This is a genomic window from Streptomyces sp. WAC04114, assembly GCF_019733245.1.
Taxonomy (GTDB): domain Bacteria; phylum Actinomycetota; class Actinomycetes; order Streptomycetales; family Streptomycetaceae; genus Streptomyces; species Streptomyces massasporeus_A.
In genome coordinates this window covers 1-21,312 of record NZ_JAIGQA010000053.1, presented here as the reverse complement: position 1 = coordinate 21,312, position 21,312 = coordinate 1, and the positions used below count along the sequence as shown (strand labels likewise).

Annotated in this window: 20 protein-coding genes; 4 read left to right on the top strand and 16 right to left on the bottom strand. The window is 72.0% G+C overall.

The window, feature by feature from the left end; translation table 11 throughout:
- Positions 1-14 precede the first annotated feature (14 nt).
- Positions 15-1,151: a dipeptidase gene (locus tag K4G64_RS16610; RefSeq protein ID WP_221756811.1), complete on the bottom strand. Its 1,137-nt coding sequence runs from the start codon at positions 1,149-1,151 to the stop codon at positions 15-17.
- Between the two features lie 112 nt (positions 1,152-1,263).
- A complete protein-coding gene (locus tag K4G64_RS16605) occupies positions 1,264-1,623 on the bottom strand; it encodes a MerR family transcriptional regulator (RefSeq protein WP_221756810.1) in 360 nt (119 codons plus the stop codon).
- A gap of 54 nt (positions 1,624-1,677) precedes the next feature.
- Here K4G64_RS16605 and K4G64_RS16600 point away from each other — a divergent pair, with 54 nt between their 5' ends.
- A complete protein-coding gene (locus K4G64_RS16600; RefSeq protein WP_221756809.1) occupies positions 1,678-2,820 on the top strand; it encodes an alkene reductase in 1,143 nt (380 codons plus the stop codon).
- On the opposite strand, the gene K4G64_RS16595 is transcribed toward K4G64_RS16600, so the two are convergent.
- From K4G64_RS16595 to K4G64_RS16585, 3 genes are read right to left on the bottom strand one after another with little or no spacing between them, the layout of a single operon-like run.
- On the bottom strand, positions 2,760-3,947 hold the full coding sequence (locus K4G64_RS16595) for a dipeptidase (RefSeq protein ID WP_221756808.1): 1,188 nt from the start codon (positions 3,945-3,947) through the stop codon (positions 2,760-2,762). The genes K4G64_RS16600 and K4G64_RS16595 overlap by 61 nt on opposite strands.
- A gap of 5 nt (positions 3,948-3,952) precedes the next feature.
- A complete protein-coding gene (gene purE, locus K4G64_RS16590; RefSeq protein WP_003990723.1) occupies positions 3,953-4,480 on the bottom strand; it encodes a 5-(carboxyamino)imidazole ribonucleotide mutase in 528 nt (175 codons plus the stop codon).
- Positions 4,477-5,616 carry a 5-(carboxyamino)imidazole ribonucleotide synthase gene (locus K4G64_RS16585; protein WP_221756807.1) on the bottom strand — a complete coding sequence of 380 codons (1,140 nt, stop codon included), beginning with the start codon at positions 5,614-5,616 and terminating at the stop codon, positions 4,477-4,479. The genes purE and K4G64_RS16585 overlap by 4 nt, the downstream gene beginning before the upstream one ends.
- A 164-nt stretch (positions 5,617-5,780) precedes the next feature.
- Between K4G64_RS16585 and K4G64_RS16580 the strand changes: the two genes are divergently transcribed.
- Positions 5,781-6,287 carry a GtrA family protein gene (locus K4G64_RS16580; RefSeq protein ID WP_221756806.1) on the top strand — a complete coding sequence of 169 codons (507 nt, stop codon included), beginning with the start codon at positions 5,781-5,783 and terminating at the stop codon, positions 6,285-6,287.
- 27 nt (positions 6,288-6,314) lie between these two features.
- Here K4G64_RS16580 and K4G64_RS16575 read toward each other — a convergent pair whose 3' ends face one another.
- Both K4G64_RS16575 and K4G64_RS16570 read right to left on the bottom strand, forming a co-directional pair.
- Positions 6,315-7,592, bottom strand: coding sequence for an ATP-binding protein (locus K4G64_RS16575; RefSeq protein ID WP_221756805.1), 1,278 nt, complete (start codon positions 7,590-7,592; stop codon positions 6,315-6,317).
- Positions 7,593-7,620: 28 nt separating this feature from the next.
- Positions 7,621-8,298, bottom strand: a complete 678-nt coding sequence (locus K4G64_RS16570) for a response regulator transcription factor (RefSeq protein WP_062927250.1) — start codon at positions 8,296-8,298, stop codon at positions 7,621-7,623.
- 515 nt (positions 8,299-8,813) lie between these two features.
- Between K4G64_RS16570 and K4G64_RS16565 the strand changes: the two genes are divergently transcribed.
- A complete protein-coding gene (locus tag K4G64_RS16565; RefSeq protein WP_221756804.1) occupies positions 8,814-10,319 on the top strand; it encodes a peptide MFS transporter in 1,506 nt (501 codons plus the stop codon).
- Positions 10,320-10,436: 117 nt separating this feature from the next.
- Here K4G64_RS16565 and K4G64_RS16560 read toward each other — a convergent pair whose 3' ends face one another.
- From K4G64_RS16560 to K4G64_RS16545, 4 genes are all read right to left on the bottom strand, one after another.
- Positions 10,437-11,426 carry a hypothetical protein gene (locus K4G64_RS16560; protein ID WP_221756803.1) on the bottom strand — a complete coding sequence of 330 codons (990 nt, stop codon included), beginning with the start codon at positions 11,424-11,426 and terminating at the stop codon, positions 10,437-10,439.
- 434 nt (positions 11,427-11,860) lie between these two features.
- Positions 11,861-12,562, bottom strand: a complete 702-nt coding sequence (locus K4G64_RS16555) for an LPXTG cell wall anchor domain-containing protein (protein ID WP_221756802.1) — start codon at positions 12,560-12,562, stop codon at positions 11,861-11,863.
- A gap of 346 nt (positions 12,563-12,908) precedes the next feature.
- A complete protein-coding gene (locus K4G64_RS16550; protein WP_221756801.1) occupies positions 12,909-13,463 on the bottom strand; it encodes an ATP-binding protein in 555 nt (184 codons plus the stop codon).
- Between the two features lie 242 nt (positions 13,464-13,705).
- Positions 13,706-14,083, bottom strand: a complete 378-nt coding sequence (locus K4G64_RS16545) for an STAS domain-containing protein (protein WP_031102780.1) — start codon at positions 14,081-14,083, stop codon at positions 13,706-13,708.
- 250 nt (positions 14,084-14,333) lie between these two features.
- Between K4G64_RS16545 and K4G64_RS16540 the strand changes: the two genes are divergently transcribed.
- The gene (locus K4G64_RS16540) at positions 14,334-15,248 is read left to right on the top strand and encodes an RNA polymerase sigma factor SigF (RefSeq protein WP_374206418.1); all 915 of its coding nucleotides are present in this window, start codon (positions 14,334-14,336) and stop codon (positions 15,246-15,248) included.
- A gap of 109 nt (positions 15,249-15,357) precedes the next feature.
- On the opposite strand, the gene K4G64_RS16535 is transcribed toward K4G64_RS16540, so the two are convergent.
- From K4G64_RS16535 to hutU, 5 genes are all read right to left on the bottom strand, one after another.
- The gene (locus K4G64_RS16535; RefSeq protein WP_221756799.1) at positions 15,358-15,678 is read right to left on the bottom strand and encodes a hypothetical protein; all 321 of its coding nucleotides are present in this window, start codon (positions 15,676-15,678) and stop codon (positions 15,358-15,360) included.
- Between the two features lie 65 nt (positions 15,679-15,743).
- Positions 15,744-17,039, bottom strand: coding sequence for an imidazolonepropionase (gene hutI, locus K4G64_RS16530; RefSeq protein ID WP_221756798.1), 1,296 nt, complete (start codon positions 17,037-17,039; stop codon positions 15,744-15,746).
- Positions 17,036-18,388 carry a formimidoylglutamate deiminase gene (locus K4G64_RS16525; RefSeq protein ID WP_221756797.1) on the bottom strand — a complete coding sequence of 451 codons (1,353 nt, stop codon included), beginning with the start codon at positions 18,386-18,388 and terminating at the stop codon, positions 17,036-17,038. Before K4G64_RS16525 ends, hutI begins: the two co-directional genes overlap by 4 nt.
- The gene (locus K4G64_RS16520; protein ID WP_221756828.1) at positions 18,379-19,581 is read right to left on the bottom strand and encodes an allantoate amidohydrolase; all 1,203 of its coding nucleotides are present in this window, start codon (positions 19,579-19,581) and stop codon (positions 18,379-18,381) included. Before K4G64_RS16520 ends, K4G64_RS16525 begins: the two co-directional genes overlap by 10 nt.
- A 29-nt stretch (positions 19,582-19,610) precedes the next feature.
- Positions 19,611-21,224 carry a urocanate hydratase gene (gene hutU / locus K4G64_RS16515; RefSeq protein ID WP_221756827.1) on the bottom strand — a complete coding sequence of 538 codons (1,614 nt, stop codon included), beginning with the start codon at positions 21,222-21,224 and terminating at the stop codon, positions 19,611-19,613.
- Positions 21,225-21,312: the final 88 nt, after the last annotated feature.

Sequence of the window (21,312 nt, the reverse complement as noted above, 5' to 3'; positions counted from 1 at the left end):
GGCTCAGCCCCGGGCTACCCGTCCAGCTCCGAGATCGTCGCCGTGGACGGCTCGCGGCGCTGCTGGGCGGCGCGGGCCGTGAAGTCGGCGCCGCGCAGGACACGCTGGACATTGCCCCAGGTCAGCAGGGCCACGTCCGCCTCCTCCCAGCCGCGCCTGAGCAGCTCGGCGATCAGCCGCGGATAGCAGGAGGTGTCGCCGAGCTCCTGCGGGTGCGCGGCTCCGGAGTCGTACGTGCCGGACAGCCCGACGCAGTGCGCTCCGGCCACGGAGCGGACATGGTCGAGGTGGTCGGCGACATCGCGGACGGTCGGGCCGGTCTGCTCGGCGGTCAGCGGCACCAGGCACAGCCCCTTGGCCGCGCCGAGCTCCGCCAGCAGGTCGTCGGGGAGGTTGGCCGGGTGGGGGCGCAGGCTCCGGGCCGCGGAGCGGCTGCACAGCACGGGTGCCCGGGACAGGCTCAGGACGCGGCGCAGGGTCTGGGCGGACGCGCCGGAGAGGTCCGCGATCACGCCGAGGCGGTTCATCTCGCGTACCACCTCCTCGCCGAACCGGGTCAGGCCCGCCTCGCTCGCCCAGGACGCGCCGGTCAGCGTGAGGACGCGCAGGCCGAGCAGGTGCAGCTGACGCAGAATGCCGATCGAGTCGCCCAGGGCCGGGGCGCCGACGGGGCCGAGGAGCACGGCGACGCGGCCGCAGTTGCGGGCGTCCGCGACCTGCCCGGCCGTGCAGGCCGGCCGCAGCCCCTCCTCGCAGGTCCGCACGACGGTCTTCGCCAGGTCCAATTGCTCCAGAGTGGCGCCGACGGCCCGGTCGCCGTCCAGGCCCTCGGGCAGGTGCAACGACCAGAACAGCGCGCCCACATGGCCGCTGCGCAGCCGGGGCACGTCCGTGTCGACGGTGTTCTCGCCGTCCTCCAGGTCGTACCAGGACAGGCGCTTGAGCGCCCAGGGCAGACCGTTGTAGCCGTCGGCGACGGGGTGCGCGGCCAGGATCGCGCGGGCCCGGGTCATGGGCGCGTCGTCCGGGTCGGAGACGGGCTCGTAGGACTCCGCCGTGACGATGCCCTCGTCGGGGTACGGCTCGGCCAGTTCGTCGAACTCGCCGGCGGCCGCGGCGGCGGTGCGCAGGTCGTCCTGGAGGTCTGCCATGGCGGCTCCGTACGGTCGTTCGTGAGGTACGGCCACCGTCGCACGGAGCGGGGAGTGGTTCCTGGTGGGCGGGGCGTTCGGAGTACGGCGCGGGCCTCGCGTGCGGGGGCCCTCAGGACAGTTGGGCCGCGTCGATCACCTCGTCCAGGGTGTCCCGGGAGCGGACCAGGTCGGCGATCATCCGGTCGATGCGGGCGCGCTCGGCGGTGAGGTCGGCGACCAGCTTCGGCGTGGCGACCACGGAGGGACCGCCGTCGGTGTCCCGCATGCAGGGCAGCAACTGGACGATCTTCTCGCTGCACAGTCCCGCCGCGAACAGCTCCTGGATCCGGATGACCCGGTCCACGGCCGCCTCCGAATACTCCCGGTGCCCGCCGGGAGTCCGCTCGGCGGAGAGCATGCCCTGCTTCTCGTAGTAGCGCAGCGACCGCTCGCTGACCCCCGTGCGCCGGGCCAGTTCACCGATCCGCACGGACCACCTCCAGGGCTTGATTCTGACATGAGTGTCAGGTTCTAGCGTACGGGCATGACGCAGCACACGACAGCTCTCTTCGAACCGGCTCGCCTCCCCGGCCTGGACCTGCCCAGCCGACTGGTGATGGCCCCGCTGACCCGCAACCGCGCCGAGGCGGACGGCACCCCGACCCCGCTCATGGCCGAGTACTACGCCCAGCGCGCCTCGGCCGGGCTGATCATCGCCGAGGCCTCGGCACCGAACGCGGTCGGGCAGACGTACCCCCACATCGCCGCCGTCCACAGCCCGGCCCACGTGACCGGCTGGCGACGGGTCACGGACGCCGTGCGGGACGCGGGCGGGCGGATGTTCCTGCAGCTCCAGCACGGCGGCCGGGTCGGCCACCCCGCGACCAGCGGGCTCACGCCGCTGGCGCCCTCGCCCGTCCCGCTGCCCGAGACGATCCACACGCCCGAGGGGCGGCTGCCGTCCGTCGTCCCCCGGGAGATGACGGGCGAGGACATCCGCACCACCGTCGCCGACTTCGCGAGGGCCGCCCGCAACGCCCTCGACGCCGGCTTCGAGGGCGTCGAGGTGCACTCCGCCAACGGACATCTGCTGCACCAGTTCCTCGCCCGCAACACCAACCTCCGCACCGACGGCTACGGCGGTTCCGTCGCCGCCCGGATCCGGTTCACGGCCGAGGTGACCGAAGCCGTGGCCGCCGAGATCGGGGCCGGGCGGACGGGGCTGCGGGTCTCCCCCGGCGCCACCGTCAACGGCATCGCGGAGGGCGAGACGGAGGAGCTCTACCCGGCGCTCGCCGAGCGGCTGGGCGGGCTGGGGCTCGCGTATCTGCACCTGGTGCGCTCCGACCCGGACACCGAGGTGTTCCGTTCGGTGCGCGCCGCCTGGCCGGGCGTGCTCATCGGCAACCCGGTGCTGAGCGAGTTCACCACGCACGAGGTGCACCGGGCGTCCGGCGCGCTGCTGGCCGCCGGGGCCGATCTGATCGCGCTCGGCCGGCCCTTCCTCGCCAACCCCGACCTGGTGGCACGGCTGCGGCTCGGGGCACCGCTGAACGCGATGCGCGACCGCTACTTCATGTACGTGGGCGGGGCGACCGGCTACACCGACTACCCCACCCTCGGTGATCAGCCGGCGGACGCGTCCAGCGACTCGATCGTGGCGTTGGACGGCGACCGCGTTGCCTGAAGCCCCCGGGCCACGTCCTGCGCCGCGTCCAGCACCCGGACCGCGTTCTTCCAGGTCAGCTTGGCCAGATCGGCCTTGGACCAGCCGCGGTCGAGCAGTTCGGTGAGGAGGTTCGGGTAGCCGGAGACGTCGGCGAGGCCGTCGGGGGTGAAGGCCGTGCCGTCGTAGTCGCCGCCGATGCCGAGGTGGTCGATGCCGGCCGCCTCGCGCATGTGGTCCAGGTGGTCGGCGACCGTCGACACCGTCGCGACCGGCCTCGGGTGCCGCTCCTCGAAGGCGCGGTGGACCTTCATGGCCTCGGCGGTGGTGTCGAGGGGGTGGAAGCCGTGGGCGCGCATGTTCTCGTCGGCCGCGGCCGTCCAGTCCACGGCCGCCTGGAGCACGAACTTCGGCACGAACGTCACCATCGCCATGCCGCCGTTGGCGGGCAGCCGCTCCAGGACGTCGTCGGGGACGTTGCGCGGGTGGTCGCAGACGGCCCGGGCGGAGGAGTGGGAGAAGATCACCGGGGCGGAGCTCGCGTCGAGGGCGTCCCGCATGGTCGTCGCCGCCACGTGGGAGAGGTCGACGAGCATGCCGAGCCGGTTCATCTCCCGGACGACCTCGCGGCCGAACGCGGTCAGACCACCGGCCTTCGGCTCGTCGGTCGCGGAGTCCGCCCAGTCCACGTTGTCGTTGTGGGTGAGGGTCATGTAGCGCACGCCGAGCCCGTACAGGCCGCGCAGGGTGCCCAGGGAGTTGGCGATGGAGTGGCCGCCCTCCGCCCCCATGAGGGAGGCGATGCGGCCCTCCCCGCGCGCGGCCTCCATGTCGGCGGCGGTGAGCGCGGGACGCAGGTCCTCGGGGTGACGGGTCAGCAACTGCCGTACGCAGTCGATCTGTTCCAGGGTGGCCGCGACCGGGTCGGGCGCGTCCGTGCGGACGTACACCGACCAGTACTGGGCACCGACCCCGCCCGCGCGCAGCCGGGGGATGTCGGTGTGCAGATGGGCGCTCTGGTCGGCGGCGATGTCGCGGGCGTCGAGGTCGTAGCGGACCTGCTGGCGCAGCGCCCAGGGCAGGTCGTTGTGGCCGTCGACGACCGGGAACTCGCGCAGGAGTTCCCGGGCCGCCTCCTGGGAGGTCATCGTCGTCACTTCCCCGCGCCGAAGCCGAATCCGCCCGAGCCCTCGACCTTGGAGCGCAGGCGCTTGCCCTTCTCGGTGGCCTGGTCGTTCAGCTCCTGCTGGAAGTCGCGCATCCGGCCGCGCAGTTCCTCGTCGTGCGCGGCGAGGATGCGGGCGGCCAGCAGGCCGGCGTTGCGGGCACCGGCGACGGAGACCGTCGCGACGGGCACACCGGCCGGCATCTGCACGATCGACAGGAGGCTGTCCATGCCGTCGAGGTACTTCAGCGGCACGGGGACGCCGATGACGGGCAGCGGGGTCACGGAGGCGAGCATGCCGGGCAGATGGGCGGCGCCGCCCGCCCCGGCGATGATCACCTTGAGCCCGCGGGCGTCGGCCTGCTCGCCGTAGGCGACCATCTCGCGCGGCATGCGGTGCGCGGAGACGACGTCGACCTCGTAGGCGATCTCGAACTCGTCGAGGGCCTTGGCGGCGGCCTCCATGACGGGCCAGTCGGAGTCCGACCCCATGACGATGCCAACAACAGGGCTCATTCGGTGATGGTGCCTCTCAGGTAGGCGGCAGCGTGACGGGCGCGCTCCAGCGCGTCGTCCAGGTCGTCGCCGTAGGTGTTGACGTGACCGACCTTGCGGCCGGGCTTCACGTCCTTGCCGTACATGTGGATCTTGAGCTGGGGGTCGCGGGCCATGCAGTGCAGGTACGCGGAGTACATGTCCGGGTAGTCGCCGCCGAGGACGTTGACCATGACCGTCCACGGGGCGCGCGGGCGCGGGTCGCCGAGGGGCAGGTCCAGGACCGCGCGCACGTGGTTGGCGAACTGGCTGGTGACGGCGCCGTCCATCGACCAGTGGCCGGAGTTGTGCGGGCGCATCGCGAGCTCGTTGACGAGGATGCGGCCGTCGCGGGTCTGGAACAGCTCGACCGCGAGGTGCCCGACGACGCCGAGCTCCTTGGCGATGTTCAGTGCCATCTCGGAGGCCTCCAGGGCGAGGGCCTCTTCGAGGTCGGGCGCCGGGGCGATGACCGTGTCGCAGACGCCGTTCACCTGCTGCGACTCCACCACCGGGTAGGCCACGGCCTGGCCGTGCGGGGAGCGCACGACGTTGGCGGCGAGCTCGCGCAGGAAGTCGACCTTCTCCTCGGCGAGCACGGGGACGCCGGCCTTGAACGGGTCGGCGGCCTCCTCGACGGAGTCGACGACCCACACTCCCTTGCCGTCGTAGCCGCCGCGGACGGTCTTGAGGACGACGGGGAATCCGTCGCCCTCGGCCGCGAAGGCCGCCACGTCCTGCGGGTCGCTCACGATCCGGTGCCGGGGGCAGGGCACGCCGATCGCGTCGAGCTTCGCTCGCATCACCCCCTTGTCCTGGGCGTGCACGAGCGCGTCGGGGCCGGGGCGCACGGGGATGCCGTCCGCCTCCAGGGCCCGGAGGTGCTCGGTGGGTACGTGTTCGTGATCGAAGGTGATCACATCGCACCCACGGGCGAACTCGCGCAGCGTGTCGAGGTCGCGATAGTCGCCGATGACGACATCGCTCACGACCTGCGCAGCGGAGTCCTGCGGGGTGTCACTGAGGAGCTTGAACCTGATGCCCAGCGGGATGCCAGCCTCGTGTGTCATACGAGCGAGCTGGCCACCGCCGACCATGCCGACTACGGGGAACGTCACTCCCTCAGGGTATCGGCCGCGCCAGGGTGGCCGGTTTCCCGTCCCTCCCCGGGGCCACCCGGACCATCTCCGGCCCTCCCCCCGGTATCCGCAGGAAGATCGCGAGGGAGGGTGGTTAGCATGGCTGGGTTGACGCCGACGACCGGACGGGGGCCTGCACGACCATGGGACATGGTGCCTCTCGGCTCCGGCGGATCGTCCACGAAGTCGCCAAGTTCGGCGCGGTGGGCGGTGCCGGGGTGCTGGTCAACCTCGCCGTCTTCAACCTGGTGCGGCACACCACCGACCTCCAGGTGGTCCGCGCGAGCGTGATCGCGACCGTCGTCGCGATCGTCTTCAACTACGTCGGCTTCCGCTACTTCACGTACCGCGACCGCGACAAGAGCCGCCGCACACGTGAGATGACTCTCTTCCTGCTGTTCAGCGCGATCGGCCTGGTCATCGAGAACGGCGTCCTGTACGCGGCCACGTACGGCTTCGGCTGGAACACCCCGCTCCAGAACAACGTCTTCAAGTTCCTGGGCATCGGCATCGCGACCCTGTTCCGCTTCTGGTCCTACCGCTCCTGGGTCTTCCGCGCGCTCCCCGCCCGCGAGACGCCGGCCGCCCCGGCCCCGGTCCTGCGGAACGAGCCGGCCGTCCCTGCGAAGACGAAGCAGCAGGTGCCGTAGCCCTCGGGCCCGGACCGCGGGCCGCACCTAGCGGACCGTCGGTTCCCCGTCGTCGTTCTCGGCCCTGTGCAGGGGGGTGCGGGACAGGAACAGGCCGAAGATCGGGGGCTTGGTCTGGAGCATCTCCAGGCGCCCGCCGTCGGCCTCCGCCAGGTCGCGGGCCACGGCCAGGCCGATGCCCGTGGAGTTGCGGCCGCTGATCGCCCGCTCGAAGATCCGGGCGCCGAGGTCGGCGGGGATGCCGGGGCCCTCGTCCGTGACCTCGATGACCGCCTGGTTGCCGGTGACGCGGGTGCGCAGGGCCACCGTGCCGCCGCCGTGCATGAGGGAGTTCTCGATCAGCGCGGCCAGGACCTGAGCGACCGCGCCGGGCGTGCCCACCGCGCGCAGATGCCGTTTGCCGGAGCTGACGATCGCCCGGCCCGCGCTGCGGTACGCCGGGCGCCACTCCGCGAGCTGCTGCTGGATGACCTCGTCGAGGTCGAAGGAGACGGCGGAGCCGGTGCGCGGATCGCGGGAGTTCGTCAGCAGCCGCTCCACGACGTCCGTGAGCCGCTCGACCTGCGTCAGCGCGATCGTGGCCTCCTCCTTCACCGTGTCCGGGTCGTCGGTGAGGGTGATCTCCTCCAGCCGCATCGACAGCGCCGTCAGCGGGGTGCGCAGCTGGTGGGAGGCGTCCGCGGCCAGCCGGCGTTCGGCGGTGAGCATGCGGGCGATGCGCTCGGCGGAGCCGTCCAGCACGTCCGCCACCCGGTCCAGCTCGGGCACCCCGTACCGCTTGTGCCGGGGCCGTGGATCGCCCGAGCCGAGCCGCTCGGCCGTCTCCGCGAGGTCGGTCAGCGGCGACGCCAGCCGGTTCGCCTGGCGGACGGCCAGCAGGACCGCGGCCACCACCGCGAGCAGCGCGACCAGCGCGATGATCACCAGGGTCCGGCCGACCTCACGGGTCACCGAGGAGCGCGGCTCCTGAACGGTGACGGTCTCGCCCTCCTCACCGGGCGCGGTCGCGCTGATGACGTCCCCGGCGGGTTTCGTGCCCACCTCGATGGGCGACTCCCCGGGGATGCGGATCACCGCGTAGTAGCGGTCCTGTGTGACCTGGTCGCGCAGCACCTCCGCGTCGACCTGCTGCGCCCCGAAGAGCCGGCTGTCGACGATGCTGGCGAGCCGGACCGCCTCGGACTCCACCCGTTCCTGGGCGCTGTTGCTGATCGTGCGGGTCTCGACGATGACGAGGGAGACGCCGAAGACGGCGATCACGACGAGCACCACGGCGAGCGTGGACTGGATCAGTCGGCGACGCATGTCCTGTTACCCGAGCCCGCCTCGCGGCTCAGCTCTTCTCGAAACGGAAGCCCACACCGCGCACGGTGGCGATGTAGCGGGGGTTGGCCGCATCGTCGCCGAGCTTCTTGCGCAGCCAGGAGATGTGCATGTCGAGGGTCTTGGTCGACGACCACCAGGTCGTGTCCCAGACCTCGCGCATCAGCTGGTCGCGGGTGACGACCCGGCCCGCGTCGCGCACCAGCACCCGCAGCAGGTCGAACTCCTTCGCGGTGAGCTGGAGCTCCTCCTCGCCCATCCAGGCGCGGTGCGACTCGACGTCGATGCGCACGCCGTGCGTGGCGGGCGGCTGCTGCGGCTCGGAGGCGCCGCGCCGGAGCAGGGCCCGCACACGCGCGAGCAGCTCGGCGAGCCGGAACGGCTTGGTGACGTAGTCGTCGGCGCCCGCGTCGAGCCCGACCACGGTGTCCACCTCGTCGGCGCGCGCGGTCAGGATGAGGATCGGGATGGCGTGGCCCTCGCCCCGCAGGCGGCGGGCCACCTCCAGACCGTCCATACCGGGCAGGCCGAGGTCGAGCACGACCAGGTCGATGCCGCCCTGCAGTCCGGCGTCGAGAGCGGTGGGTCCGTCCTCGCGGACCTCGACCTCGTAGCCCTCCCGGCGCAGAGCACGGGCCAGCGGCTCCGAGATGGACGCATCGTCCTCGGCGAGCAGTACACGGGTCATGAGGTGATGGTAGACCTGCGGCGCCCTGAGCTGGGGTGTGACCGGAATCCTTGATTCTTACCACCGGCATACCCGGGTCTTACGTTCCGGGGGTACGCGCACGAACCTCTGCCTGTGGGGTGCGATCCTGGTAAGGACCTTGGAAACCGGGCGCGCGGTTCCGTCGAAACCTGTGATCCGCGTCTCAAGCCCTTCCATATACGGCGGTGTCCTGCCGTATGGTGATTCAGCGCCTGTAGCACCACGGCGACCTTCGGAGGCCGTTTGCCCTGAGGGTCTCTTTTGTGTGCGGGCCGGTTCCCGCCGGCCCCCGATGTGAACGACCTGTGGCCGGGCCTCGTAGTGCGGCGACGCGCGTAGAGGCGTGGATCCCGGTGGCGACCGCCCACCGCTTCGTGACCCGGAGCGGACCCCCGTAGGCGTCGGGCGGACGGCCGTACCCACCGGTGCCGGCAGCCCCCCACCGGGCGCACCACCGCTGCCGCGGGGCGCGTCCCGAGCAGCAAGGAACGACCATGGCGTCCAGCCTGACGAAGGACTCGGCCCGACCGGCAACCCCCGGTTCCGAGAAGACCTTCTTCGGCCACCCCCGCGGACTGGCCACTCTGTTCATGACCGAGATGTGGGAGCGGTTCTCCTACTACGGCATGAGGGCCCTGCTCCCGCTGTACCTGGTGGCCCCGGGTGGCCTGCATCTGCCGGCGGGCACGGCGACAGCGATCTACGCCGTGTACCTGTCGCTGGTGTACCTGCTCACCCTGCCCGGCGGCTGGTTCGCCGACCGTGTGCTCGGCCCCCGCAAGACGGTCGCCGCCGCGGGCGTGGTCATCATGCTCGGCCACCTGTGCCTGGCACTGCCCGCCGCCGCGAGCTTCTACGTCGGCCTGGGCCTGGTCGCGATCGGTTCCGGTCTGCTCAAGGCCAACATCTCGACGATGGTCGGCCACCTCTACGACGGCCCGGAGGACCCGCGCCGCGACGGTGGCTTCACGGTCTTCTACATCGGCATCAACCTCGGCGCCTTCATCGCGCCGCTGGTCATCGGCACCGTCGGTGAGAGCGTCGACTGGCACCTGGGCTTCGCGCTGGCCGCGCTCGGCATGGCGCTGGGCCTCGTCCAGTTCCTGCTCGGCAGCCGTCACCTGGACGCCAGGAGCAGCGTGGTCCCGACCCCGCTGACGCCCGCCGAGAAGGCGTCCACCCTGCGCAAGGGCCTGATCTGGCTGGCCATCGCCGTGGTCTTCTACGGCCTCATCGGCGGCACCGGCCACTTCACGCTGAACTGGGCGCTGATCCCGCTCACGCTCCTCGGTCTGATCGTGCCGGTCCTGGTCATCTCCCGGATCATGCGCGACAAGGACCTGGACTCGGGCGAGCGGTCGAAGGTGTCGGCGTACATCTGGTTCTTCGTCGCCGCCGCCGTGTTCTGGATGATCTACGACCAGGGCGGTTCGACGCTGTCGCTGTTCGCCGAGAAGAGCGCCGACAACACGATCTTCGGCTGGGAGTTCCCGGTCTCCTGGTACCAGTCGGTCAACCCGGTCCTGATCATGGCCCTGGCGCCCGTCTTCGCCTGGCTGTGGCTGTGGCTGAACCGGCGCGGCAAGGAGCCGAGCACCATCGTGAAGTTCGGCTCCGGTCTGGTGCTGGTGGGTGCGTCCTTCTTCCTCTTCCTCGCCCCGCTGTCGATCGCCGAGGGCGGTCACAAGGCCGCGGCGATGTGGCTGGTCGCGATCTACTTCGTGCAGACCATCGGTGAGCTGACGCTGTCCCCGGTGGGCCTGTCCGTGACGACGAAGATGGCTCCGGCGAAGTACGCCTCGCAGATGATGGGCGTCTGGTTCCTCGCGGTCACCGCGGGCGACTCCGTCACCGCGCTGCTGTCCAACCCGGCCGTCGGCGGGATCAACCTCGACAAGACGGGCTTCGTGGCGCTGGAGGCGGCGCTCGCCGTGGTCGCCGGCTTCGCGGTGTACATGTACCGCAAGAAGGTCAAGTCCATGATGGGCGACGTCCGCTGATCAACGCCGCCTGACTGCACGAGCAGGGCCGTCGCACCCCGGTGCGGCGGCCCTTCCTCATGCCCCGGGCGGTCATGCCCCAGTCGGCCACGTTCCGGTCGGTCATGTCCCGGGCGGTCATGTCCCGGTTGATCGCGGAGGGTCGGCTTCCGGGGCGAACCAGGGCTCGGTGGAGGCCCGGCGGGCCAGGGGCGGCCATGCCCGGCGGGGTGAACGGGCCGCGTGGCCGGGGCGGCGCGGTCGTACGTGGTCGATCACGCCCAGGCCCGCACGGAACAGGGCCACCGGCACGACGAGCAGGACGAGGGCCCAGAACAGGGTCACGCCCCAGGGCCGTCCCACGCCCCAGGGGTGCTCGGCGAGGACCTTGCCGCCGTATTTCAGCGACACGGTGTAGTCGCCGTGCGCTCCGGCCCCGAGCTCCACGGGCAGCTCGATGCTGGCTTTGCCGCCCGGGCGGATCGTGCCGCGCCACCGCTGGTCCTGCCACTGCGGGGCGAACACGCCGTGCGAGGTGCCGACCTGGAAGACCGGGTTCTTCACCGGAGACGTGCCGACGTTGCCGACGGTGATCACGAGGGTCCGGGCGGGCGGGGAGCCGAACCAGGTGAGCAGACCGCCGGAGCCGCGCAGCCGGGTGTCCGCGAGCAGGGACAGCCGGCCGCCGGCCGCTTCGGCGGGCAGCGGCTCGACGGCGTGCCCGGCGACCTGGAGAGCCGCGTCGGCCTCGGCCCCGCGTCCGGTCACCGTGGCCACGTGGACCACGCAGGGGCACGGCACGGGCGGCTCCACTACGGGCAGTTCGCGGCGGAAGCGCCCGTCGGCGCCGGTCGTGACGGCCCGGCCGTCGGCGTTGGCGCAGGAGTTGGTGCCGCCGGTCACGCCCCGCTTCGGCTCGGCCTGCCCGCACACGAGCAGCGTCAGCAGGGCACGGGGCCGCCAGCCGCTGCCGCTGACGGTGATCGAACCACCCGTCCCCGCCTGGGCTTTGGACAACTCGACGGCGGGCCCCTCCACCGCCCCCACTGGCCCGGCACCCGCCAGGACCAGCAGCAGGGCGAGGAGAACCGGCAGCGACACATACGGAAGACGGACGACGGACGGCATCGGCGGCTCCAGCGCTCGTGCGGTGCGGGCTTCGGCCGGACCGGGCGGGGTGCGGTCCTGCGGTGTGCGGGCTCGACCGGACTTGGCGGCGTACGGTCCTGCGGTGTGCGGGCTCGACCGGACTTGGCGGCGTACGGTCCTGCGGTGTGCGGGCTCGACCGGACTTGGCGGCGTACGGTCCTGCGGTGTGCGGGCTCGGCCAGACCGACCTTGTGCGGTCCTGCGGTGTGACGCTCGGCCAGGCCGACCCCGTGCAGTCCCGCGGTGCGACGCTCGGAAGACCCGCCCTGTGCGGCGTTGCGGTGCGACGCTCGGACAGACCCGCCCCGTGCAGTCCTACGGCGCGGCGCTCGGCCATACCGACCCCCGTGCGGTCCCGCGCTCAGCGGCGCACCCGCCAGGAGGGTTTGCGGGGCGGTCGACGACCCTGGTGGTCAACGGCCCGCCCGAGCCCCCTGATGACGTCGCGTCAACCACAGCGCACCCGCCGCCCCGGCGAGCAGGACCGTGCCGCCTAGGGTGCCGAGGGCGACGGCCGAGTCCTCGGGCCCGGTCTGCGGAAGTCCGGCACCGGTGTCCGCGCCGGAGCCGCCGCCCTGGGCGGAACCGCCGGCGCCGCCCCCGCTCCCGGCGCTGACGTCCAGGGTGAGGGACGGGCCCGGGTCGTTCGTCGGGGTGCACGTGGTCGTCGTACCGAGGGCCTTGATGGTGAGCACACCGGCAGTGAAGGTGACCTCGCCGCTCTTCTCCGGCGTGTACGTGCCGCTCAGATCGCTGATCTTGATGGGCGTGTTGGCGGGGATCGCGGTGTCGTTGGCGGGGCCCGACACCGCCAGAGTGCCGCTGTCGGCCCCGCCCAGGGTGATGGTGGCGCTCGGCGTCATCGCGCCCTTGCCCAGTTCGACCGGGCTGGAGGAGACGCCCTTCTGCCAGGACATGGTGATCCGGTAGCCGCTGCCGCTCTTGACGCCCTTGATGTCGATGGGCGAGACGGCACTCTTGTCGCCGATCGGCGTCTTGCACTGGTAGTTGACGTCGACGACCTCGGCCCGGGCGACGGGGGCGGCCATCCACACCGCCGAGCCGGCCAGGGCCGCGGCGGACGCGAGTGCGGCGGTTCGTTTCCGGTACGACACGGTGCCGCTCCCCTTCCTGTTCCTGACGGCGTATCAGATGGGCCGTCAAGGTACGCCCGGGGCCTTGAGGAAGGAAGACACAGCACACGCCGGATCTGTGGGGATCCGGCGTGCGAGGAGTGACGTACGAGGGGATGCGTGGCGAGGATCCCGTGCGGGGTGGTCACCCGTTCGGACGCACCCCAGGGCGCCCGCCAACGCCTGAGATCATCACGCCCGAGATCCGCACGTAAGCCCTAAATCGGACAGGAATGACCGAGAGCGGACAGGCGCGCCCCAAGCCCCGTCGATCACCCACCGGGGCCGGTCGCTCACACTCCGGGACCGATGTGCGCACTCCCCGCGATCAGGCGGGTGCGCCCAGTTCCGCCCAGACCGTCTTGCCAGAGACGCCCGGCGCTCGGACGACGCCCCAGTCCAGGCACAGGCGCTGGACGATGAACATGCCATGACCGCCCGGGCGCCCCGCGCGGTGCGGGTTGCGGGGGGCGGGCTGACCGGTGCCCCGGTCGGTGACCTCCACACGGATCACCTTGTTGTCGCAAGTGATCTGCAACTGGTCCGGCCCCTCGGCGTGCAGGCAGGCGTTGGTGACCAGCTCGGAGACGACCAGCAGCACGTCCTCGGCGGCGGCCCGCTGGTCGGCGGAGGCGGCGGGCAGCCACCCCCACGCGTGCAACGCCTGGCGGGTGAAGTCGCGGGCCAGCGGAACCACGCCGCTCTCGCCCTCGAGACTCAGCCGGCGCACCTGCCGACCGCCGGGCGGCGCCGCGGCTCCGGAGGGCGCGTCCACGCCCTCGCCGGCCGCACCGGCCGCCGCTACGCCACCCTCGGACGCCCCGGAAGCGCCGCCGGGCTCCGGCCCGCGGTCGCCCGGCGGGTAAGGCCGGGTGGTGCTCATCAGCGCTTCACCTCACCGATTCACCAGTTCAGGATTCAAGAAATTCACTACACAGTCGGTCACACAGTGCGCGGCACGTCGGTTTCGCGGCGCCCCCGCCACTCTGGCGACCGACAGGCTCAGGATGTCTCCTGCCCTGGCGGACCGACTGAACACCCATGTATCCGGCACGAAAACGTGACGGGGCTGGGACGCCGGTCACAGAGGGATGGCCGAGGCACCGCGCGCCGACGCACCGCCGCTCAGCCCGACTCGTCGGCCAGGGCCGCCTCGAGCGAGTCGTGGACGCTGAAGACCGCATCCGCGCCCGTGATCTCGAACACGCGCGCCACCACCGGCTGCATACCGGCGAGCGAGACGCCGCCACCGGCGGCCTCCGCCTTCAGCCGTGCCCCGAGGAGCACGTTGAGGCCCGTGGAGTCACAGAACTCCAGGCGCGCGCAGTCGATGACCAGGCGCTTGAATCCCTTGGCGAGGCAGTCTTCGAGTGGCTCACGCAACAGATCGGCGGTGTGGTGATCCAACTCACCCGCCGGGGTCACGACGGCGCTAGAGCCCTCTTCCCGCACCTCCACCAGAAGCCGGCCAGACTGTGCGCTGCCGACCGTCCCGCGGTCCATGCCGTCTCTCTCTCCCGACGTCGAGGTGGTTGCTGACGCACTCGAACACTACGCCTTCCCCACACGGTCCGACACCCGAACAACTACACACAAACGGACATATGCCCACAGAACGCACTTGCGGTGGGCTCCGGAAAGCGGGTAGGCCTAGTAAGGACACGTACCCGACACGGCCGGCTTTGGAGGCGCCGCACACCGCAGTGCACCTGACGGCTCCGGCAGCCTTATGCCGAGAACGATGGAGGACATCATGTCACCCCGGCTCGACGACTCGCGTACCCACAAAGCGGCGTCGACACCCACTCCGGAACATCTGGATCCCATCGAGCAGGTCGAGATGCTCGTCACACAGGACGACCTTCTCTCCGGACTTCCGGACATCCCCCCGTACGAGGAAGTCGACGCGGTCGACGCCCGGGCGCTGTCCAAGACCCTCTTCGAGCGTCTGGAGACGCTGGAGGAAGGGACCCACGAGTACTCGTACGTCCGCAACACGCTCGTCGAACTGAACCTCGCGCTGGTCAAGTTCGCCGCGTCCCGGTTCCGCTCCCGCAGCGAGCCGATGGAGGACATCATCCAGGTCGGCACCATCGGCCTGATCAAGGCGATCGACCGCTTCGAGATGTCCCGCGGTGTGGAGTTCCCCACGTTCGCGATGCCGACCATCGTCGGCGAGATCAAGCGCTTCTTCCGTGACACCTCGTGGTCCGTGCGCGTTCCGCGCCGGCTCCAGGAACTGCGGCTCGACCTGGCCAAGGCCGGGGACGAGCTGGCCCAGAAGCTCGACCGCGCCCCCACGGTGGCCGAGCTGGCGGAGCGCCTCGGGATCTCCAACGACGAGGTCGTCGAGGGGATGGCCGCGTCGAACGCCTACACCGCCTCCTCGCTGGACGCCCAGCCGGAGGAGGACGACTCCGAGGGCGCGCTCGCGGACCGCATCGGCTACGAGGACCACGGGCTCGAAGGCATCGAGTACGTCGAGTCGTTGAAGCCGCTGATAGCGGAACTCCCGCCGCGCGACCGGAAGATCCTGTCCCTGCGGTTCGTCGCGGGCATGACCCAGTCGGAGATCGGCGAGGAGCTCGGCATCTCGCAGATGCACGTCTCGCGTCTGCTGTCGCGGACGCTGGTACGGCTGCGCAAGGGGCTGACCGTCGAGGAGTGATCCTCGACCCTGGTGTACGTGTCCCTCGGGGGCGGGCCGGACGGCCCGCCCCCGGGCGCGTGCCACCGGTGGTCGGCGGCTGCCTCTCAGGGGTATCTCCGGCGGCCTCTCAGGAGTTGAGGAACAGCGCCGCCGTCGGCAGCAGCGGGGCCGTCAGGCTCAGCAGCCAGTAGGTGTGCGGGGCGAGTGCCGTCCGGCGCCGGAGCGGCCTGTTGGCGAGCCACCAGATCAGGCCGTAGAGCGTGACGACGGGGACGACGATCACGAGCCAGAGGGCCATGCCGTCGTTCTCCGTGGGTTCCCGCACGGTCCAGCCGGCCTCGGCGAGCGGCCAGTTCACCGCGAGGTACCAGAGCAGCCAGAACGGCACCACGCCCGGGATCCCGAGCAGTACGTTCACCACGAGTGGTGCCGACCAGTGCTTCAACATCCGCCCCGCCCTCCGGTGATGCCCGTCGTCCGCCGACGCGGCACCCCATTCTCACCGGCCGGTGATCACACCACGCGCACTCCGCGCCGCCACACCCCGCCGACCAGCGGAACGCCCGGGCGGTAGGCCAGGTGGACGTGGCTCGGTGCGTCGAGGAGCGTCAGGTCCGCGTACGCGCCCGGGGTGAGGCGGCCGACGTCATCGCGCCGCAGGGCAGCCGCGCCGCCCGCGGTCGCCGACCACACGGCCTCGTCCGGTGTCATCCCCATGTCCCGTACGGCCAGCGCGATGCAGAACGGGACGGACGAGGTGAAGGACGAGCCCGGGTTGCAGTCCGTGGACAGCGCGACCGTGGCACCCGCGTCCAGCAGCCGCCGCGCGTCCGGCCATGCGGCCCGCGTGGAGAACTCGGCGCCGGGCAGCAGGGTGGCGACCGTACGGCCGGAGGCCAGGGCGTCCACGTCCGCGTCCGTGAGGTGGGTGCAGTGATCGGCGCTGGCCGCGTCGAGCTCGACCGCGAGCTGCACGCCGGGGCCGTAGGAGAGCTGGTTGGCGTGGACTCGGGGGTGCAGGCCCTTCGCCTTGCCTGCGGTGAGGATGGCGCGGGCCTGGTCGCCGTCGAAGGCGCCCTTCTCGCAGAAGACGTCGATCCAGCGGGCGTGCGGGGCACAGGCGTCGAGCATCTCGCCGGTGACGAGGGCGACGTAGCCGGCCGGGTCCTCCGCGAACTCGGGGGCGACGATGTGGGCGCCGAGGTAGGTGACCTCGTCGGTGTGGGCGGCGGCGATGCGCAGGGCGCGGGCCTCGTCCTCGACGGTCAGGCCGTAGCCGGACTTGGTCTCGAACGTGGTGGTGCCCTGGCGGAGGGCTTCGGCGAGGTAACGGGTGACGTTGGCCTCGAGTTCCCCGTCGCTCGCCGCCCGCGTGGCCGCGACGGTGGTGCGGATGCCGCCGGCGCTGTACGGCCGCCCGGACATGCGGGCGTTGAACTCCTGCGTGCGGTCGCCCGCGAAGACGAGGTGGGAGTGGGAGTCCACGAAGCCGGGCAGGACCGCCCGGCCGCCGGCGTCGACCCGGTTGTCAGTGGCGGGTGCTTTGCTTTGATCACCGGTCCACACGACGCGGTCGCCTTCGATGACGACGGCCGCGTCCTGGACCAGTCCGAGGGGGGATTTGTCACCGAGGGAGGGGTCGTTGGTGACCAGGCTGGCGATGTTCGTGATGAGCGTGCTTGCGGTGCTCGCGGAGTGGGCGGGGCTGACGGTCGTCGCGTTGCTCATGGCGTCCTTGGTGGCCTGGTCGGCGGTGGGGTCGGGTTCGGGGGCGGTGCCGGGCCGCGCGGGCGGGCGGCCCGGGGTCATCCGCGCAGGGCTTCGACGGCGTCCGCGAGGGCTCGCGGCACATCCGGTACGAGGGAGTGGACCCCGTCCCGTACGACGTGCCGGCCTGCCACGACCGTATGCGACACGTCCGCTGCCGACGCGGCGAATACGGCCGTCTCGGCCCCGAGCCGCGGAAGCGGCCCTGCCGTCCTGACCGAGTCGAGCGCGATGGTGGTGAAGTCGGCGAGCGCGCCGGTCTCCAGGGCGCCCGCGTCCTCCCAGCCGAGGGCCGTGTGGCCGTCGGCGGAGGCCGCCCGCAGCAGGGCCGCCGCCGTCCAGTGACCGCGGGTGCGGGTGCGCAGCCGCTCGTTCAGCTCCATGGCCCGCGCCTCTTCGAGCAGGTCGATGACGGCGTGGCTGTCGGAGCCGAGGGAGAGCGGGGAGCCTTCGTTCTGCAGGGCGACGGCCGGGCCGATGCCGTCCGCCAGGTCCCGCTCGGTCGTCGGGCACATGCAGGTGCCGGTGCCGCTGCCGCCGATGAGCGAGACGTCCTCGGCGGTGAGGTGGGTGTTGTGGACGCCGGTGGTGCGCGGTCCGAGGACGCCGTGCAGGGCGAGGAGCTGGGTCGGGGTGCAGCCGTGGACCTCCCGGCACGCCTCGTTCTCGGCGGTCTGCTCGGACAGGTGCACATGGAGCGGGGCCCGCCGCTCCCCGGCCCACCGTGCGACGGTCTCCAACTGGTCGGCCGGCACGGCCCGTACGGAGTGGATCGCCGCTCCGATCCGTGCGTGATCCCGTTCCTTGAGAAGTGAAGAGCGTGCGGCCCAGGCCTCGGCGTCCCCGTCGGAGAAGCGGAGCTGGTGGGCGGTGGGGGGCTGTCCGAAGCCGGAGGAGAGGTAGGCGGTGTCGAGGAGGGTGATGCGGATCCCGGCTTCGGCGGCGGCCGCGATGAGGGCCTCGCCCATGGCGTTGGGGTCTGCGTAGGGCGTGCCACCGGGGTTGTGGTGGACGTAGTGGAACTCGCCGACGGCCGTGATGCCGGCCAGCGCCATCTCGGCGTACACGGCGCGGGCGAGGGCGTGGTAGCTGTCCGGGGTGAGCCGGCCGGCCGTGGCGTACATGACCTCGCGCCAGGTCCAGAAGGTGCCGGAGCCGACCTGGACGGTGCCGCGCAGGGCGCGGTGGAAGGCGTGGCTGTGCGCGTTGGCCAGGCCGGGCAGGGTGAGTCCGCGCAGGACCTCGGCGCCGGGGGGCGGGGCGGGGACGCCGGTGCGGACGGCGGCGATGCGGCCGTCCCGGACGTCGAGGGCCACGCCCGGCTCGACAGTGGTGCCGAGCCAGGCGTGCTCCAGCCAGTACGTCCGCGGGGCTGCTGTCGTCACCTGCACGCCAGTCCTTCCAGTACGTCGGCGAGTGCGAGTACGCCGGCCACGCAGTCGTCCTCGCCGGCGGACTCGGCCGGGGAGTGGGAGACGCCGGTGGGGTTGCGCACGAACAGCATGGCGGTCGGGATGCTCCCGGACAGGATCCCGGCGTCGTGTCCCGCGCCGGTGCCGAGGACGGGGACCGCGAGGTCGGTGTCCGTGCCGAGGATGCGGGCGAGTTCGTCGCGCAGGGCGTGGTCGAACTCGACGACGGGGGTGAAGGACTCGCGGACGATGTCGAGGTCGATGCCGTGGGCGTCCGCGTAACTCCGGGCCGCCTTCTCGATGCCGCCGACCACGGCGTCGAGGGTCATCTGGTCCTCGGCCCGGGAGTCGAGCCAGCCGCGCACCAGGGAGGGGATGGCGTTGACGCCGTTGGGTTCGACGGCGATCTTGCCGAAGGTGGCGACGGCCCCGGCGAGTTCGGCCTCGCGCCGGGCGGCGAGGACGGTCTCGGCGTAGGACAGCATGGGGTCGTGCCGGTCGGCGAGCCGGGTGGTGCCGGCGTGGTTGGCCTCGCCGCGGAAGTCGAACCGCCACCGGCCGTGTGGCCAGATCGCGCTGGCGAGGCCGACCCGGTCGCCGGACAGGTCCAGGGCCCGGCCCTGTTCGACGTGCAGTTCGACGAAGGCGCCGATGCGGGCGAGCCGTTCGGGGTCCGGCCCGATGGCGTCCGGGTCGTATCCGGCCGCCTCCATGGCCCGGGGCAGCGTCACGCCGTCGCCGTCGGTGAGGCGGTGCGCCTGCTCTCGGGTGAGCTGCCCGGCGGTGAGCCGGGATCCGACGCAGGCGAGCCCGAACCGGGCGCCCTCCTCGTCGCCGAAGTTCACGAGGGCGAGGGGCCGGGTGAGGCGGGCGTCCCTGCGGCGCAGCTCGTCCAGTGCGGCGAAGGCGGACACGACGCCGAGGGGGCCGTCGAAGGCGCCGCCGTCCGGCACGGAGTCGAGGTGCGAGCCGGTGACGACGGCGTCGCCCTCGGCGGGGTCGCCGAGCCAGGCCCACTGGTTGCCGTTCCGGTCGACCTCGTGGCGCAGTCCGCGGGCCGTGGCCTGCTCTTCGAACCAGGCCCGGCATTCGCCGTCGACGGCGGTCCAGGCGAAGCGCCGGTAGCCGCCGGAGTCGGGGTGCCGGCCGAGGGGGAGCAGCTCGCGCCACATGTCGTGGAAGGAGCTGCCGCTGTTCTGGGTCACGCCTGGTCACCTTCGCGCATCGGGACGCGGACGCCGCGCTCCCCCGCCACCGACTCCGCGATGTCGTACCCGGCGTCGACGTGCCGGATGACGCCCATGCCGGGGTCGTTGGTGAGCACCCGGCGGATCTTCTCGCCCGCGAGCGCCGTGCCGTCGGCCACCGTGACCTGCCCGGCGTGGATGGAGCGGCCCATCCCGACGCCGCCGCCGTGGTGGATCGACACCCAGGACGCGCCGGAGGCGACGTTCACCATGGCGTTCAGCAGCGGCCAGTCGGCGATCGCGTCGGATCCGTCGAGCATGGCCTCGGTCTCGCGGTAGGGGGAGGCGACGGAACCGCAGTCGAGGTGGTCGCGGCCGATGACGACCGGCGCGGCCAGCTCCCCGCTCGCGACCATGTCGTTGAAGCGCTCGCCGGCCTTGTCGCGCTCGCCGTAGCCCAGCCAGCAGATCCGGGCGGGCAGGCCCTGGAAGTGGACGCGTTCACCGGCCATCTTGATCCAGCGGGCGAGGGACTCGTTCTCCGGGAAGAGGTCGAGGATCGCCTTGTCGGTCTTGGCGATGTCGGAGGCCTCGCCGGACAGGGCGGCCCAGCGGAAGGGGCCCTTGCCCTCGCAGAACAGCGGGCGGATGTAGGCGGGGACGAAGCCGGGGAAGGCGAAGGCGCGGTCGTATCCGGCGAGTTGGGCCTCGCCGCGGATGGAGTTGCCGTAGTCGAAGACCTCGGCGCCGGCGTCCATGAAGCCGACCATGGCCTCGACGTGCCGGGCCATGGACTCGCGGGCCCGGGTGGTGAAGCCGGCCGGGTCCTTGGCGGCGGCGTCGGCCATGTCCTCGAAGGCGGTGCCGACCGGCAGGTAGGCCAGGGGGTCGTGGGCCGAGGTCTGGTCGGTGACGATGTCGATGGGGGCGCCCTCGGCGAGCATCCGCGGGAGCAGCTCGGCGGCGTTGCCCAGGAGGCCGATGGACAGCGGCCTGCGCTGGTCGCGGGCCTCGGTGGCCAGCTGGAGCGCGTGGGCGAGGCTGTCGGCCTTCACGTCGAGGTAGCGGTGCTCGATGCGCCGGTCGATGGCGCGCGGGTCGCAGTCGATGCAGATCGCGACGCCGTCGTTCATCGTCACGGCGAGCGGCTGGGCGCCGCCCATGCCGCCGAGGCCGGCGGTCAGGGTGATGGTGCCGGCCAGCGTCCCGCCGAACCTCTTCGCCGCGACGGCGGCGAAGGTCTCGTAGGTGCCCTGGAGGATGCCCTGGGTGCCGATGTAGATCCAGGAGCCGGCGGTCATCTGCCCGTACATGGTCAGGCCGAGGTGCTCCAGGCGGCGGAACTCCTCCCAGTTGGCCCAGTCGCCGACGAGGTTGGAGTTGGCGATGAGGACGCGCGGGGCCCACTCGTGGGTCTGCATGACGCCGACGGGCCGGCCGGACTGGACCAGCATGGTCTCGTCCTGCTTCAGCCCCTGCAGCGTGCGCACCATCGCGTCGAAGGAGCGCCAGTCGCGGGCGGCCTTGCCGGTGCCGCCGTAGACGACGAGCTTGTCGGGGTGCTCGGCGACCTCGGGGTCGAGGTTGTTCTGCAGCATCCGCAGGGCGGCTTCCTGCTGCCATCCCAGGGCGCTCGGTTCCGTGCCGCGCGGTGCTCGGACAGGACCAGGGGGCGGCCCGTAGGGCCTCGTTTGAGGGTGGTGGAGGGAGACGGGC

What these genes read in the sequence shown, in the direction of transcription:
- K4G64_RS16535 (WP_221756799.1), bottom strand. Translation starts at nt 15,678, where the DNA reads ATGTTGAAGCACTGGTCGGCACCACTCGTGGTGAACGTACTGCTCGGG.
- K4G64_RS16560 (WP_221756803.1), bottom strand. Translation starts at nt 11,426, where the DNA reads ATGCCGTCCGTCGTCCGTCTTCCGTATGTGTCGCTGCCGGTTCTCCTC.
- K4G64_RS16545 (WP_031102780.1), bottom strand. Translation starts at nt 14,083, where the DNA reads ATGGACCGCGGGACGGTCGGCAGCGCACAGTCTGGCCGGCTTCTGGTG.
- K4G64_RS16600 (WP_221756809.1), top strand. Translation starts at nt 1,678, where the DNA reads ATGACGCAGCACACGACAGCTCTCTTCGAACCGGCTCGCCTCCCCGGC.
- K4G64_RS16610 (WP_221756811.1), bottom strand. Translation starts at nt 1,151, where the DNA reads ATGGCAGACCTCCAGGACGACCTGCGCACCGCCGCCGCGGCCGCCGGC.
- K4G64_RS16595 (WP_221756808.1), bottom strand. Translation starts at nt 3,947, where the DNA reads ATGACCTCCCAGGAGGCGGCCCGGGAACTCCTGCGCGAGTTCCCGGTC.
- purE (WP_003990723.1), bottom strand. Translation starts at nt 4,480, where the DNA reads ATGAGCCCTGTTGTTGGCATCGTCATGGGGTCGGACTCCGACTGGCCC.
- K4G64_RS16550 (WP_221756801.1), bottom strand. Translation starts at nt 13,463, where the DNA reads ATGAGCACCACCCGGCCTTACCCGCCGGGCGACCGCGGGCCGGAGCCC.
- K4G64_RS16570 (WP_062927250.1), bottom strand. Translation starts at nt 8,298, where the DNA reads ATGACCCGTGTACTGCTCGCCGAGGACGATGCGTCCATCTCGGAGCCG.
- K4G64_RS16520 (WP_221756828.1), bottom strand. Translation starts at nt 19,581, where the DNA reads ATGTGGCGCGAGCTGCTCCCCCTCGGCCGGCACCCCGACTCCGGCGGC.
- K4G64_RS16540 (WP_374206418.1), top strand. Translation starts at nt 14,334, where the DNA reads ATGTCACCCCGGCTCGACGACTCGCGTACCCACAAAGCGGCGTCGACA.
- K4G64_RS16575 (WP_221756805.1), bottom strand. Translation starts at nt 7,592, where the DNA reads ATGCGTCGCCGACTGATCCAGTCCACGCTCGCCGTGGTGCTCGTCGTG.
- hutI (WP_221756798.1), bottom strand. Translation starts at nt 17,039, where the DNA reads ATGACCCCGGGCCGCCCGCCCGCGCGGCCCGGCACCGCCCCCGAACCC.
- K4G64_RS16565 (WP_221756804.1), top strand. Translation starts at nt 8,814, where the DNA reads ATGGCGTCCAGCCTGACGAAGGACTCGGCCCGACCGGCAACCCCCGGT.
- K4G64_RS16580 (WP_221756806.1), top strand. Translation starts at nt 5,781, where the DNA reads ATGGGACATGGTGCCTCTCGGCTCCGGCGGATCGTCCACGAAGTCGCC.